This window comes from Leeuwenhoekiella parthenopeia (assembly GCF_020782115.1).
Taxonomy (GTDB): Bacteria; Bacteroidota; Bacteroidia; order Flavobacteriales; family Flavobacteriaceae; genus Leeuwenhoekiella; species Leeuwenhoekiella parthenopeia.
On sequence record NZ_JAJGMW010000002.1, the window covers coordinates 268030 to 283411 of the forward strand.

A 15382-nucleotide genomic window follows, 5' to 3' on the forward strand; every position below is an offset into this window, starting at 1 on the left:
GGCTTAATTCAGATTACGGCGTTCAATAAAGAAACGTTTTAAAAGCGTTTCGGCCTCAGCTTCGAGCACACCGCCGGTATAGACGGTTTTAGGATGCAACTGAGTACCCATTTTTATAAAACCGCGATTAGGGTCTGGTGCGGCATAGACCACGCGGGCCAGCTGGCTCCAGTAAAGAGCGCCGGCACACATCTGGCAGGGCTCAAGGGTTACATACAGCGTGCAGTCGCGCAGGTATTTTCCGCCCAGATAATTAGCTGCGGCGGTAATGGCCTGCATTTCGGCATGTGCGGTGACATCATTAAGGCGCTCGGTAAGGTTGTGCGCACGGGCAATGATGGTGTTGTTGGTGACAATTACCGCTCCTACAGGTATTTCGCCCTGATCAAAAGCGGCCTCGGCTTCCTGCAAAGCGCGTTTCATAAAATAGGTATCGTCAAAAGGGTCTAATAAAGCCATTTAAAATTTTTGTAGGATTATTGAAATGCGGCGGTTAATACGGACAAGATATAAAGTTTTGAGGATTCATTTTAAGACGTACCGACTAAATATTTCGGCTAACTTTGTCTTATGAAGTATCCCTTGCTAGAAACCATAGATTTTCCTTCCAATTTACGTGAACTTCCTGTTGATAAGCTTGAAGCTCTTGCTGCCGAAATGCGCCGGTTTATCATTGAAGCGGTAGCAGCCAAAGAAGGACATCTGGGCGCCAGTCTGGGTGTGGTAGAACTCACCCTGGCTTTACATTATGCGTTTAATACACCCTATGATAAACTTATTTGGGATGTGGGCCACCAGGCATACGGGCATAAAATTATAACCGGAAGGCGCAGCGTTTTTGATACCAACAGACAGTATAAGGGCATTAGCGGATTTCCGAAAATGGCCGAAAGTGAATACGACGCTTTTGGTACCGGTCACAGCAGCACTTCGATTTCTGCGGCGTTGGGAATGGCGATTGCCTCGAGATTGCAGGGCGATTCAAAAAGAGAGCATATTGCGGTGATAGGAGACGCTTCTATCGCCAGCGGAATGGCCTTTGAAGCCCTCAACCACGCTGGGGACAGCAAGGCCAATATTCTCGTGATTCTAAACGATAATGCGATAGGAATTGACCCCAGTGTGGGGGCTTTAAAAAATTACCTGACTCAGGTCAAAACCGGAAGTCAGCGCAGTGTAAACATTTTTGAGGCTTTAAACTTTAAGTATTTTGGGCCGGTTGACGGGCACGATATCGATAAATTGCTGGAGATTTTTAAAACTTTGAAAAAGATTGAAGGGCCAAAATTTCTTCACGTGATTACCACAAAGGGAAAAGGTTTGAAGCAGGCAGAAAGGGATCAGGTTAAGTACCACGCTCCCGGAAAATTTGACGCGCTGACCGGCGAGTTGAGTCCGGCTAAAGAAACACCCCAACCTCCCAAATATCAGGATGTTTTTGGTTTAACCCTGGTTGAACTGGCTAAAAAGAATCCAAAAATTGTCGGGATTACACCGGCGATGCCTACCGGGAGTTCGATGAAATATATGATGCAGGCCTTTCCCGAAAGGGCTTTTGATGTAGGGATTGCTGAGCAGCACGCAGTAACCCTGGCAGCCGGAATCGCAGCTTCAGGCGGTATAGCCTTTTGTGCTGTGTATTCGACTTTCCTGCAGCGGGCGTATGACCAGTTGATTCACGATGTGGCCTTGCAAGAACTACCGGTGGTGTTTTGTATTGACCGTGCCGGACTGGTAGGAGAAGACGGGGCAACCCATCACGGGGTATTTGATTTGGCCTACTTGAGGTGTATTCCTAATCTTATAATTTACGCTCCGCGAAATGAAGAAAGCCTGCGGAATATGATGTTTACGGCTCAGGCAGGTCTCGATTTGCCGATTGCCATACGCTATCCACGAGGAAGAGGTACCGTTATAGATTGGAAAAAACCTTTTCAGAAGGTAGAATTAGGCAAAGCCGAAAAGCTCACCGAAGGCGATCAGCTAGCCTTGATTGTGACCGGCCATTTCACGGAGAAGGCTTTAAAACTAGCAGAATCCTTCAGCGGAAGCATTGCGGTGTATTATTTCGGTTTTATAAAGCCTTTGGATACCGAAACGCTTCAGGACGTTTTCAGTACGTATCACAACATCCTTACCCTTGAAGACGGAGTGCTTAAAGGCGGTCTGGCCGGTGCTGTAGCTGAAGCAGCAGTTTCTTCAAATTATAAGGGCAGCATAACCAGCCTTGGTATCCCTGATGAGTTTATCGAACAGGGAAGTACAGAAGAACTGTATCAATCTATCGGGTTAACAGAGGCTCAGCTGAAATCCAAAATCCACGAGTTATTAGCGGAATAAGCTAGTTGATGATGAGTTTCCTGCTGGCAGAAACCGTATCATTCTTAACCTGCAGGATATAAACGCCCTGCGACAACGACGAGGTATTGATTTCTATCTGGTCAGAAAGTATTTGTTTTTGTGTTAGCACTTTACGGCCGTTAAGATCAAAAATAGTGATGTTTCCTTCCCCGAAGTTGCCATTGATAAACACATTAACCTGATTTCTGGAAGGATTTGGAAACAGGAAGAAGGCTTTGTTCGTATCATTTACATTTTCAACACCTAAAACACAATTTCCCTGAAATTCTGCGGGGACGTCAAAATTTTCTATCTGATCTAATCTGGACTCCGAACTCCCTTGCCGTGCATTGACTCCGAGACCTCTGCGAGCAAAGGCTTTCCAGATTAAACAGGCATGTTTTCCGCCATAAAGCACTTCGTCTGCCGCTAAAATAGCGTCACGGCCATCGACAAAGCCGGGTTGACAGGGCTGCATTTTCAGAGCTTGCATAACCAGTTTAAGAGAGATGGTATTACCTCCTTCACTTAAATAAACATCACTAGTAAAGCCGTAAATATCTATAAGATCCCAGGTTAAATCCCAAAGCATAGAAGCCCAAACGCTGCCTACTCCGTGTGGAGCCGAAAATTGAGCAGTATTATTAGTATCGCCGTATGTGACAGGGTTTACAGATAAATCGGTGCTATAGGGGAAAGGTCTGATTCCTAAAGTTTCGTCATTTTCTCCCTGTACAACATAATTACCAATGGGGCGTGACTGCTGGGGAGTGTCTGAAGCTTGCATCGTAAGCAGAAGCCCCAAATAATCAGACCAGCCTTCTCCCATTTGCTCGGTAAAAGTCCCGCTCACGCAGTTGCCATCTGCATCACGCTGCGTACAGGTTTCCAGGCAATCAACTGTTTCAGGTCCTCCTGTAAGACGCATGGAGACGCCGTGACCGTATTCATGTACAATAATCACGTTGTCTAAAGAACCGTCACGTCTGTATGGGCCCACATCAACCAGAGATCCATTAACTGTAGTGCCTGCTATAAGCGCCTCGATGATTTGATCTCCGTCTGCTTTAGAAATCATTATCGAGGGAATGGTTATTTCGGGATCGCTTCCACCCATTTGAAAGATGGGATCATCTACATTGTTGACGATGATTACGGCCAAAGCCCCTGCATTTTGGGCAAGAATTACTTTTTCTGTAAAATTACAGCCGCCTCTTCTGAAAACCGCAATTTTATTGTTTAGTGCCGAAGCATTTGTTAAGGGATCACAGCCGTCAAATTCATCTAATGAATCGCCGCTATTGTCATCTCTGCCTAAAACTAATGCTGCATTAATGGGCGCTTGTGGGAGGGAAGGTCCAAAGCCTGCCGGGTAACCTGTATACGAACCTGCAAGTGCCGTGGGGCTGTTTATAGAAAGGGGTTCACCGGCGGGACCAATTGCTGACCACAGAAACATCTGCATAATTGCGATTTCCCCATCGGGATCGGTACCAAAAGTTGCATTATTAAACCCATTGGGATCCTGACCCGATGCAAAAACAGGGTCGCCATCACCTATCGTTTCTGTATTTCCATTGACTACTTCTGTGCGACCTCTCCCGTAATTATTGGCCTGAAAGTTTCCACCGGCTTCATCAAAGCCATAAAAATACAGGATGTCGTGAAGCTTATTGTTAACGTAGAACAGATTTGTCAATGAAGCATCGGTATATTCCTGAGGCTGGGAGTCTGCTGCGAATGGGAAATTAAAATCCAAATCATCACCGCCACTGGGAGAATCGCCAATTGAAAAGTCGGGCTCCAAAAGAAATGCATAAACATTGTTTCCCCGGGTTATGTTATATTCGGCACCTTCCACACCGTTATCATCATGCCAGCCAAAGGGCGAGGCGGTCAGATTCTGAGGCTCAGTTACGACTTGTTGATCACCTTCTGCCGGACTTTCTAATGGTAGCGGGAAAACCAGATAGCGCTCACCGGCAAGCGCGTTTGCATTTGGGGATTTTGAAGTTTCAAAACTGAGTTTTCTGGAGGTATTCTTACCTGAATGATATGCGGTATGATTCCCAAAGTTACACGTAAGCAGGTGATCATTTAGGTTTAAAAGTTCTCCGTTTGAAGCATCGATTACTGCGCTCCACCAGTGTATACCTTTCGGTTCATGGATATTAATTGCGTAAGCTTTTTTTAGACTCCCTGTTTCTGTAGGAAAATATACTTTCTGAGCGGTGATGGGATCAAGCGAAATGCCTGCTGAATTGAGTTTATACGAGAAATCTTCGTGCTGCTCAAGTACTTTTAAATTTTGAATGTTACCCAGCTTTAAGTTAGCTGCTGCATTTTTTACTGCTGCTAAAACACCCTGATCTGTTGATTCGGCTTGTTTTGTGTCGAACGTAGGTGTATAGGAATCAATTGCATATACCACCTCTTTCTTAGAATTAAGTGTATAGGAGCTTACTGCCTTAAATACGGGTAGGCCTTTATATACCTGTTGACCCACAACCTGAGTCAGGTTGTTTTGTGTTGAAGCTGCAACAACCTTCCATTCTGCAGTTACAGAGCTGGCTTTGTTTTGTTGTGAATTTAGATAAGCATCGATTATTGATTTATAATCGGTTTGCGCACGCAGGACAAAAGGGGTACATAGAAAACAGAACCCCAGAATTAGATACAGGTAATTTTTTTTCATAGCAAAAAAGTCAACCCTGTAAATATCTAATTTAGGGAGCTATCTCAATATATAGTTTAGATTATTTAACATCTAAACCTTTGATTTTTTTGTAGTTGCGCAGGGCTTTACCGTCGGTCATTGTAGAGACGTGCAGGCAAATCTGGATGAGATTTTGATACAGCGTGTTTTCTGGATTAAATTCGTTAATCAGTAGTTTTTGAATGAGGCGATTAAAATGATTTTCATTGTCATCAAGGGCCTTGCAGCCTGCCTCGAGAAGGGTTGATAGGATTTCGTATCCTGCAATCTCCTTTTCAATTACTTCCCGGCTGTTGTAAATACGCTCTATACTGAGGTTGATAATATCGGTGATTTGTGCCTGATAAGCACTTTTGTCTAAAAGCGAATGATGAAAAGTACCGTTTAGGATCTCATCCTCGTGCTCCATAAAGGTTTCTACCGCTTCGTTAATTAAGGTATTAATAGCTAATGCCCGCAGATAGCTTACGCGGTCTGATGTTTGAGAAAGAGCATTGTACTTGCTTCGGTCAATGGTTTTACCCACAAGCTTTACCATATATTCGAGTGCATATTCTTCGGGAATCAGACCCAGATTGATGCCGTCTTCAAAGTCTATTATTGTATAGCAAATATCATCTGCCGCTTCCACGAGAAAAGCAAGGGGATGACGATACCAGCTTAAATCCTGTCCTGAGCTTCGTTGCAGCAGGCCTAAATCGGCGGCGACTTCTTCAAAAAAGATTTTTTCAGATTGAAAGAAGCCATATTTTTTATCGCTGATGTCGCTGGTGGGTTTGTGAGGCAGGGATTCTTTCGGGTATTTCATAAACGCTCCAAGTGTCGCGTAGGATAGTCTTAGTCCGCCTCCTGCGCCGGGTTTGCTTTGGCTTAAAATCTTAAAGCCGTTTGCATTTCCCTCAAACTTAATGAGGTCCTGATATTCTTTCGCCGTAAGGCTTTCTTTATAGCGCTTGCCGTAGCCGTTTTTAAAGAAATCGCCAATGGCTTTTTCGCCACTATGTCCAAAAGGAGGGTTGCCTATATCATGGGCCAGAGCGGCCGCGGCTACAATTGCTCCAAAGTCATTAAACTTATACCCGTGTATTTGTTCCAGATGTGGGTGTTTCTCTAAAATGCGCCTTCCAACCATTCTTCCTAAAGACCTTCCTACAACTGAAACCTCCAGACTATGCGTCAAGCGGGTATGTACAAAATCGGTTTTTGAAAGCGGAATCACCTGAGTTTTGTCCTGCAGACTCCTGAAGGCAGAAGAAAAAATGATACGATCGTAGTCAACTTCAAAGCCCAGGCGTATATCATCCTGCTCGCTGCGCAGTCGTTTTGAAGTGTCGCCAAACTTCTTTAAAGAGAGGAGCTGCTCCCAGTTCATCATAATCTCAAGTTTTACGGCAAGTTACATTTTTTGACCGATACTGACTGAAAACGCCTTAAAACTACTATTGGCTCAAAACTTTAAAATGAAATAGTGCAGTTGACCCTGTTGGGAAGGCAAGAGTATTTTTAAGCCCTTTTAAAGTGGCTGATTTTCAGCTGGCTGAAAATCTCTTAACATTTAGGTAACCATGAAGTAACCCCCAGCTTACGAATTGATAACACTGCATTAACCCCCCGGCGAAACATTAGGGACATCTTTGCAGCGACAAATAAAAGCATAAAATGAAACAAATTTATCTGGTTTTACTAGTACTTATATTTACTTCTGCAGCATTCGCTCAGGGTACAGGGAGTGTAGTAGGCGTATTGAGCGATAAAGAAATGAATAACGAACCTTTGCCTTTTGCAACTGTTCAATTAAAAGGTACAACAAAAGGAACCACGACAGATTTTGATGGTTTATATGAGATAGCTAATGTTGATGCAGGTACTTATACTGTAGTATTTAGTTTCGTAGGTTATGAGACTGTAGAAATTCCTAATGTGGTTGTTGAAGCCGGAAAGGTGACCACAATCAATACCGGTTTAGGCGCAACAGCTGCGGCACTTGATGAGGTTGTAATTACAACCACCGTATCACGTGAATCTGAGGTAGCCTTACTTTTAGAACAAAAGAATGCCACGGCGATTCAGCAAACTATTGGTGCAGATGAACTTGCCCGTAAAGGGGTTAGTGATGCTGCGGCTGCGATTGCAAAAATTTCCGGGGTTTCAAAACAATCGGGCGGATCGGGTAATGTATATGTGCGTGGTCTGGGAGATCGTTATTTGAACACTACTTACAATGGGCTTTCGCTTCCTTCAAATGATATTGAGCGTAAAAACATTGATCTTGATCTTTTTCCATCTGATATTATTCAGAATGTAGCTGTAAGTAAGGCCTATTCAACAAAGTTCTACGGAGACTTTGCTGCTTCAAACGTAGATGTAATCGCTAAGGATTATAAAGGAAAAGGCTTTTTAGACATTTCATTGGGTAGTGGAATCAACACGCGTGCAGCAGGAAAAGACTTTGTGCGTAGTGAAGGTACAGGTTACTTCGGTTTTTATAATCGTTATGATAATAACCCCTTCGCAGTTGTTCTTTCTCAACCGGTCGATCCCGTAGATGGCGGCCAGCCTATTAATCTAAACGGAAGCATAAGCGGTGGTACCTCTTTTGACTTTGGTAATGAGACCCGTTTAAGTGTTTTTGCGACTGCTTCATTTGCAAATGATTTTGAATACCGAAGAGGTTCTAAGGCAGACTTTACCAGTGAGTACAAGCAACGCTTTGATGATGTTGAGGAATTTGAATATTCAACCACCACCACCGCGATGGCAAATCTCATTTATCGCATCAACAGCAAGCACCGTATTTCATATAACTCCTTATTCCTGAACAGTTCTTCAGATGAAGTAGGAGATTATGGTGTTGACGGAAACGGAACAAACCGTGATGGTATTATTAGTATAGATGAGGGCTTCTTTGTTCGAAATATTTTATTCACTCAGGATATGATTTTCGTAAACCAGCTCTCAGGGGATCATCAATTTAATGACAAGCTCGAATTGAGCTGGGGTGTAGGTTATAATCGTGTTTTTGCAAGACAGCCTGACCGTAAGCGTTTTACCTTAGAAAACTATCAATTGGCACTGGATAACGATCCTAATACCAATCCTTCATTTTTCAACAATACCAACTTCGATAATCAGCGTTATTTTCAGGATATCCAAGACGAGGAAATTAACAGCCGTTTGAATCTGGAATACAAAGCTTCAGAAGCTATAAAATTGAATTTCGGTTACAATGGAAGAACCAAGACTCGTGATTTCAAAAATATTCGTTATGGTTACGATCTACTTGAACCTCGTACCGAAGTATCGGATATCAATAACCTGGATGGTGTTTTCAATCTTGAAAATTTGGGAACTATCTACGACACCTTTGTTTTTAGACCACTGGCTCCTGAGTATGGTATCGATAACCGTAATTTCCCTGGTAATTATGAAAACACCTATAATGGGAAGCTAGATATCCATGCGGGATATGTAAATGCTGAAATTACTACCGGAAAGTGGTTGTTTGTGCCCGGTTTCCGCGTAGAATCGTTCAGACAATCTATCGCTTATGATGTGATCAACCTCGGAAGCAACGGTATTGGTGAGTCTGCAGCATATAAAAACTTTTACCTGCCCAGTTTGAATGTTAAGTATGCGGTAAATGATGACTCAAACCTGCGTTTTTCAGCCTCAAAAACAGTTTCTTTCCCAGAATTTAAAGAGGTTGCACCCTTTGTATATGAGGATGTAACTCAGCGCGTAGGAGGTAACCCAGATTTGCTTAATGATCCTGCGGTTTCTAATATCTACAACCTGGATCTTAAATACGAATGGTTTTTTGGCAAAGGTGAATTGCTTTCCCTTTCAGGTTTTGGTAAAGAAATAAATGATCCTGTGAATAAGGTGATTGCAAACGACGCGACAGGAACACAGCGTTATTTCAGAACCGGGGATAAGGCAACAGTTTATGGTGTTGAATTTGAACTGCGTAAAAATTTACTTACCAATGAGGATGAGCAACCGGTTTTAGCCGCTGGTCTCAATGCGACTGTAATGAAAACAGAGCAAAAGCTGAAGAGTTCTAACGGTTCGTTTGTTTCAACTCTTGATCGTACCGACGAACTTCAGGGAGCTTCCCCTTATCTTATAAATGCAGACTTAAGCTACAGTCCTACTTTAGGTAGTTACAAACCCGTAGCAAACCTTATCTACTCTTACTTTGATGATCGTATTGAAGCTTTAGGATCTGGTCAGCTGGGTAATATTATTGAGAAAGGCGTACATAATCTTGACTTTGTTTTGCGCAATGAGTTGGGTAATAACTGGGAATTAAACCTTAGTGCTAAAAACCTGTTAGACCCGGATATTCAGTATTTCAGAGCAGAGCCTACAGGAGATATCGTAATCTCTAATTATAAGAGAGGTATTGATCTGGGTCTTTCCGTAAAATATTCATTCTAAAAAGTAACCAAAAAATTTACACTTAACACTTAAATACAATGAAGACTAATTATTTATTTTCAAGCTTACTGGCGGCTGCGATACTTTTCGCATCTTGTGAAGCCGATGATACAGCTGATATCGTTATTAATGTTGACGGTAATGGAGGTACACAAACCCCGGTTGTAGGAACAGAATTAAAGGGAACCTATACTTCAGACCTTACCCTTACGGCAGGTCAGGATTATACCCTTACCGATGCGTTGATTATGGCGCGTAATACGAAGCTTACCATTCCTGCCGGTACAACAATTAGAGCTACCAACGGAGCTAATGTGTATATCGCTATTTCTCAGGGTGCAGAGATTGATGCACAGGGTACTGCAAACAGTCCTATCATTCTTACTTCTGCAGCAGCTACTCCTGCAGCAGGTGACTGGGGAGGATTAATACTTTTAGGTAGAGCACCTATAAATTCTACAAGTGGTTCAGCTACTTCAACTTCAGAAATCGGAGCTCTTCCTTACGGCGGTGGAGACGCTTCAGACTACTCAGGTGTTATTAAATACGTACGTGTAGAATATTCTGGAGGTGCTGCTGACGGTCAGTCTGAAAACAACGGATTTTCATTCTACGGTGTAGGTAATGGTACTGTTGTAGATCACATTCAGGCTTTTAAAGGTAAAGATGATGGTGTAGAATTCTTTGGAGGTACCGTTAACGTAAGCTTTATTTCTGTTATTGATGCTGAAGATGATTCAGTTGACTGGACAGAAGGTTATTCAGGTACATTGAACAACATTTATATTCAGCACGGAGCTGCACACGATAAAGGTATTGAGGCTGATGGTTATAATACTGATATAGGTAATAACTCAAATCCTGTTTATTTTTCTGCTCCTAACGTAAGAAACCTAACTATCATAGGCCAGGGTAATACTCCAGATACCGAAGCTGTACGTTTGCGTGCAGGAACTCAGGGAATCTTCACCAATGTTTTAATCGATGGTTTTGAAGAAGGTTTTGACCTTGATGGAGATAAAGGAAACAGCCCTACAGGTCAGGGAGTTCTTGATGATGAACTACAGGTTACCGATGTGTTATTTACTAACGTAACTACAAAAATGAAAAATGATACCACCTTTGAGTTTACTATCGGTGATTTTATCACCGGAGATGGTGACGGTACAGGTACTGATTATGCCAGCTGGAGAACCGGTTGGACCAGATAAGCTTTATTTGAATTAGCTATTATAAAACCCCGAACCTAATGTTCGGGGTTTTTGTTTTTCATACCAATAAGACATAAAAAAGTAGGCTCTGAAAAGAGCCTACTTTTTTGTTGGTGTTTAAGGTTGTGTGAGTTATACAGTAACTTTCAAATTCAACTCCTTAAGCTGCTCGTCATCAATCTTAGCCGGAGCATCAATCATCACGTCACGGCCGGCATTGTTTTTAGGGAAGGCGATAAAGTCTCGTATGGTTTCCTGACCACCTAAGATAGCCACAAGACGGTCAAGACCAAAAGCCAGACCACCGTGTGGCGGGGCGCCGTACTGAAAGGCGTCCATCAGGAAGCCAAACTGTGCCTGAGCCTCTTCTTTGGTAAAGCCGAGGTAGTCAAACATTTTAGACTGCGTCTCTTTATCGTGAATACGTATAGAACCACCGCCTATTTCATTTCCGTTTAAAACAAGGTCGTAAGCATTTGCCTTTACATCGCCGGGATTGGTGTCCAGCAATTCCATCTGGCCGGGTTTGGGCGAGGTAAATGGGTGGTGCATTGCGTGATAACGTTCGGTTTCTTCGTCCCATTCTAAAAGTGGGAAATCTACCACCCAAAGCGGTGCAAACTCGTCTGACTTACGCAGACCCAGGCGGTTGGCCAGTTCCATACGCAAGGCACTAAGCTGCGTGCGGGTTTTGTGGGTTTCTCCCGCCATAATCAAAATAAGGTCACCGGGTTTTGATTGTGCCTCTTCTGCGAAATGTTTTAAGTAGTCTTCGTCAAAAAACTTATTGACCGAAGAACTTAAGCTTCCGTCTGCATTATATTTTATCCAGATTAAACCAGTGGCGCCAATTTGAGGACGCTTCACCCAGTTGATGAGCTCGTCAATTTGCTTGCGTGAATACTCCGCACAACCTTCAACGTTAATTGCGTTTACCAATTCGGCATCGTCAAAAACGCCAAATCCGAATGTGGTTCCCCCTTTGGGGGTTAGGGGGCAGAATTCCATCCCAAAACGAATATCCGGCTTATCGTTACCGTACTTGGCCATCGCCTCGTCATAGGTCATTCTCGGAAAGTTTTCGATCTCAAAACCAACCACTTCTTTCAGGAGGTGTTTGGTTAAGCCCTCAAAAACATTCAAAATATCTTCCTGCTCCACAAAAGCCATTTCGCAGTCAATCTGCGTAAACTCCGGCTGGCGGTCGGCGCGTAAATCTTCGTCTCTAAAGCATTTTACAATCTGAAAATACTTATCCATTCCACCCACCATAAGCAATTGCTTAAAGGTTTGTGGCGATTGTGGAAGCGCATAAAACTGGCCTTCATTCATACGGCTGGGCACTACAAAATCACGGGCACCCTCAGGCGTAGATTTGATGAGGTATGGGGTTTCCACTTCAATAAAGCCTTTTTCAGAAAGGTAGTTGCGCACGGCAATACTTACCTTGTGTCTAAAGATGAGCTTCTCTTTTACCGGATTACGACGAATGTCGAGGTAGCGGTATTTCATACGCAAATCCTCGCCGCCGTCTGTCGCGTCTTCAATAGTAAAAGGTGGCGTTTTGGCCTCGTTTAGAATGCTGAGTTCTTCTACCAATAGCTCCACATCACCGGTAGGCATTTTTGGGTTTTTAGATTCGCGCTCAATCACTTTACCGGTCACCTGAATCACAAATTCGCGCCCCAGGGTTTTAGCACGTTCCATCACGTCTTTGGGAGTACGCTCTTCATCAAAAATAAGTTGGGTGATCCCGTAGCGATCGCGCAGGTCTACCCAAATCATAAATCCCTTATCGCGGGTTTTTTGTACCCAACCTGCAAGGGTAACCGTTTCATTTATGTGACTGGCGCGTAATGCGCCATTGTTATGCGTTCTGTACATGCTTGCTATTTTGAAGCTGCAAATTTAAGAAGATAAGGCTGTATTTGGACTTAAATACACACAAAATAGCTTGGCAGCGCCAAAAGAAAGGCTGGGGTTCAGGCAAAAAAAATCAGGCTACTTAGGAGAAGCCTGATTTTTTATCAGAATTTTCTAAAACGAGCGGATTAGGTAATCAAATTACCGTTCTCATCCCATTCGGCAATATCGCCGGCTTTAGTGGGGTCAAGACACTTGGCCAGCCATTCTTCTTCGTAAGCAACGCCATGCTGATCGAGTACATCCTGAGGCACACCATCCCAAACATTGGGCAGATTTCCTTTATAACCTATTTCTTTTATACCGATTTCTGAAGTGTAAAAACCGGTCATCGTGAGGTTGCGCACCAGCGAAAACCAGTTCACCTGAAACGAACGCTCGCTTTGCGGTTTGTTGGGGTCGTAAAAGGCGATATCATCCAGGATTTCTTTTTGCTGGTCTGCGGTAGCTTTTTTGAACTCGGCATCAAATCTGGAGTTCGACTCATGATCGAGCCACATCAAACCACCGCGCAGCGGGTTTTGCATTTCCGGAACATCTAATGCTGTAAACTCGATAAATTCAACTACCTCTGCGTCTGAAGCGCCGGCAAATGCATCGCTTTTAGGCAAAATAAGATCGCAAATTACACTCAGGCTCTCGCGCTCGTGCTCATTGAGAAATTCACCTTCCTTGATTTCTTCAATGCCTGCATTTTCTGCTGCGGTACGCCATTTAACACCTTCTGCCGGTTTTGTTGCAACCGGTGCCGGCGCTTCAACATCTGGCTTGCAACCCTGAAGTGCGAGACCTCCCGCCAGAGAAGCCAGCACCATAGATTTTATACTGTCTCTTCTATCCATAGCTTAGAGATTTTGTTTTTGAAGTTGGTCAACAATATATTCGGAAGCGCGCATCGATAAAGCCAAAATGGTCCAGGTACAGTTTTTATCTGCCTGCGAGACAAATACGCCAGCATCTACTACAAACACGTTGTCCACATCGTGCAGCTGCTGAAATTTATTGGTTACCGAAGTTTTAGGATCGTCACCCATGCGCGTCGTTCCCACTTCGTGAATGATTCTTCCGGGTTTGTGCAAGCCGTAATCCTGCTCTTTCCCCGGTTTGTCACCTAATGGAATTCCGCCCAGATTGGTAAGTACTTCCTCAAAAGTATCCTGCATATGCCTGGCCTGGTTGCGCTCCTGATCAGACCATTTGTAGTGAAAACGCAACACGGGAATACCGTATTGATCAACCACATTCGGGTCGATTTCGCAGTAATTTTCATAACGTGCGATAGACTCACCACGGCCGCTCATACCCACAATGGCACCATAATATTTCTTGGCATCGCTGCGTAAAATATCCCCATAGCCACCGGCCTGAGTACCAAAGAATTTATTGAAATCATTTACATTGAAGCCAAAACCGTAGCTGGGCATTCCCATACCACCCCAGACTTCAATGTGGTAACCGCGGGCAAAATCGAGCTTGGAGTTATCGCCCCACCAGGGTGTGTACACGTGCATTCCCCCCACACCGTCTTCGTTGTATGAAACTTTACGGTTCATCAAATCGGGCACAAATGCCATACGATCCCCACCGGTCGAATCGTGCAGATAACGACCTACCAGATTGCTGCTGTTGCCCAGACCGTTAGGGTGTTGTTTGCTCTTGGAGTTGAGCAAAATACGTGCGGTACTACAGGCTGAAGCGCCAAGAATTACAACACGTCCCTTAAGTTTATATTCTTTGCGGTCTTCTTTATTGATGTACGAAACACCTGTGGCTTTCCCTTCTTCATTGGTGGTGACTTCACGCACCATACAATTTACAAAGAGGTCAACCTGGCCTTTGCTTTTTTGCGCCGGAAAAACCAAACAGGTTCCTGCGGAAAAGTCAGCATAAGCCGAACATGCCCGTCCACATTGCCCGCAGTAAAAACATACCCCGCGCTCGTTATTGATGCGTTTGGTAAGCATAGACATGCGCGAGGGGTAAACCGGCAAATTGGTCTTACGAGCTCCTTTGATATAGAAAAGTTCGTGAAGACGCGGTTTGGGTGGTGGTAAAAAGAAACCATCGGGATCGTTAGGCAGACCCTCGTTGGTGCCAAAAACGCCGATGAGTTTATCTACCCGGTCGTAATAGGGTTTGATGTCATCATAGGAGATGGGCCAGTTTTCACCATGACCGTCAACATCTTTGTGTTTAAAATCTTTTGGGCCAAAGCGCAGCGAAATACGCCCCCAGTGATTGGTGCGCCCACCCAGCATATGCGACCGGAACCAGTCAAACTCGGTGCCGTCTTTGTGGGTATAGGGTTCACCTTCAATTTCCCAACCGCCGTAGGCAGCATCAAACTCCCCAAAAGGGCGGGTTTTTCCGCGACCGCGTCGCTGGGATTCATAAGGCCAGCGCAATTGGGTACGCTGATCGGGATCTGCAGGGTCAAAGAATGGGCCGGCTTCAACCACGGCGATTTTAAGACCTGCTTCAGAGAGTATTTTGGTGGCCATACCGCCACCGGCGCCCGAACCTACGATTATGGCATCGTAGAACGTGGCATCTTCGATTATTTGCATGGAATGCGGATTAGAATACCGTCATAATTTAGAATTATTTTAAGAATATGAAAAACACTTTTCGACGAATACCAACTCCGGGCAGATAGAACGATCTATTTTAAACTACAAATGCCCCGGTATGAGCGGGGCATTTGGATCAAATGATTTTTAGCGGCTAGGCCAAAAGGTTTAATATTTCGGGT

The 15382-nt window shown here is 44.0% G+C and carries 9 protein-coding genes; 3 read left to right on the plus strand and 6 right to left on the minus strand.

What is annotated here, in order from left to right; translation table 11 throughout:
- Positions 1 to 3: 3 nt before the first annotated feature.
- A complete protein-coding gene (locus tag LLW17_RS02380; RefSeq protein WP_228228666.1) occupies positions 4 to 459 on the minus strand; it encodes a nucleoside deaminase in 456 nt (151 codons plus the stop codon).
- Between the two features lie 111 nt (positions 460 to 570).
- Between LLW17_RS02380 and dxs the strand changes: the two genes are divergently transcribed.
- Entirely contained in the window at positions 571 to 2340 is a 1770-nt protein-coding gene (dxs, locus tag LLW17_RS02385; RefSeq protein ID WP_228228667.1) for a 1-deoxy-D-xylulose-5-phosphate synthase, read from the plus strand.
- A gap of 1 nt (position 2341) precedes the next feature.
- Here dxs and LLW17_RS02390 read toward each other — a convergent pair whose 3' ends face one another.
- Together LLW17_RS02390 and LLW17_RS02395 are read right to left on the minus strand one after the other, a co-directional pair.
- Positions 2342 to 5035 carry a T9SS-dependent M36 family metallopeptidase gene (locus LLW17_RS02390; RefSeq protein WP_228228668.1) on the minus strand — a complete coding sequence of 898 codons (2694 nt, stop codon included), beginning with the start codon at positions 5033 to 5035 and terminating at the stop codon, positions 2342 to 2344.
- Positions 5036 to 5096: 61 nt separating this feature from the next.
- The gene (locus LLW17_RS02395; RefSeq protein WP_228228725.1) at positions 5097 to 6428 is read right to left on the minus strand and encodes a deoxyguanosinetriphosphate triphosphohydrolase; all 1332 of its coding nucleotides are present in this window, start codon (positions 6426 to 6428) and stop codon (positions 5097 to 5099) included.
- 287 nt (positions 6429 to 6715) lie between these two features.
- Here LLW17_RS02395 and LLW17_RS02400 point away from each other — a divergent pair, with 287 nt between their 5' ends.
- Positions 6716 to 9496, plus strand: a complete 2781-nt coding sequence (locus LLW17_RS02400; RefSeq protein ID WP_228228669.1) for a TonB-dependent receptor — start codon at positions 6716 to 6718, stop codon at positions 9494 to 9496.
- A gap of 38 nt (positions 9497 to 9534) precedes the next feature.
- Entirely contained in the window at positions 9535 to 10707 is a 1173-nt protein-coding gene (locus tag LLW17_RS02405; RefSeq protein ID WP_228228670.1) for a beta-helix domain-containing protein, read from the plus strand.
- Positions 10708 to 10839: 132 nt separating this feature from the next.
- On the opposite strand, the gene aspS is transcribed toward LLW17_RS02405, so the two are convergent.
- The 3 genes from aspS to LLW17_RS02420 form a co-directional block, all read right to left on the minus strand.
- Entirely contained in the window at positions 10840 to 12591 is a 1752-nt protein-coding gene (gene aspS / locus LLW17_RS02410) for an aspartate--tRNA ligase (protein WP_228228671.1), read from the minus strand.
- A gap of 167 nt (positions 12592 to 12758) precedes the next feature.
- Positions 12759 to 13472: a gluconate 2-dehydrogenase subunit 3 family protein gene (locus LLW17_RS02415; RefSeq protein ID WP_228228672.1), complete on the minus strand. Its 714-nt coding sequence runs from the start codon at positions 13470 to 13472 to the stop codon at positions 12759 to 12761.
- A 3-nt stretch (positions 13473 to 13475) separates the two neighbouring features.
- A complete protein-coding gene (locus LLW17_RS02420) occupies positions 13476 to 15197 on the minus strand; it encodes a GMC family oxidoreductase (RefSeq protein ID WP_228228673.1) in 1722 nt (573 codons plus the stop codon).
- Between the last annotated feature and the right edge of the window lie 185 nt (positions 15198 to 15382).

Coding starts and splice junctions, on each gene's coding strand:
- LLW17_RS02380 (WP_228228666.1), bottom strand. CDS start 459: ATGGCTTTATTAGACCCTTTTGACGATACCTATTTTATGAAACGCGCT.
- dxs (WP_228228667.1), top strand. CDS start 571: ATGAAGTATCCCTTGCTAGAAACCATAGATTTTCCTTCCAATTTACGT.
- LLW17_RS02390 (WP_228228668.1), bottom strand. CDS start 5,035: ATGAAAAAAAATTACCTGTATCTAATTCTGGGGTTCTGTTTTCTATGT.
- LLW17_RS02395 (WP_228228725.1), bottom strand. CDS start 6,428: ATGAACTGGGAGCAGCTCCTCTCTTTAAAGAAGTTTGGCGACACTTCA.
- LLW17_RS02400 (WP_228228669.1), top strand. CDS start 6,716: ATGAAACAAATTTATCTGGTTTTACTAGTACTTATATTTACTTCTGCA.
- LLW17_RS02405 (WP_228228670.1), top strand. CDS start 9,535: ATGAAGACTAATTATTTATTTTCAAGCTTACTGGCGGCTGCGATACTT.
- aspS (WP_228228671.1), bottom strand. CDS start 12,591: ATGTACAGAACGCATAACAATGGCGCATTACGCGCCAGTCACATAAAT.
- LLW17_RS02415 (WP_228228672.1), bottom strand. CDS start 13,472: ATGGATAGAAGAGACAGTATAAAATCTATGGTGCTGGCTTCTCTGGCG.
- LLW17_RS02420 (WP_228228673.1), bottom strand. CDS start 15,197: ATGCAAATAATCGAAGATGCCACGTTCTACGATGCCATAATCGTAGGT.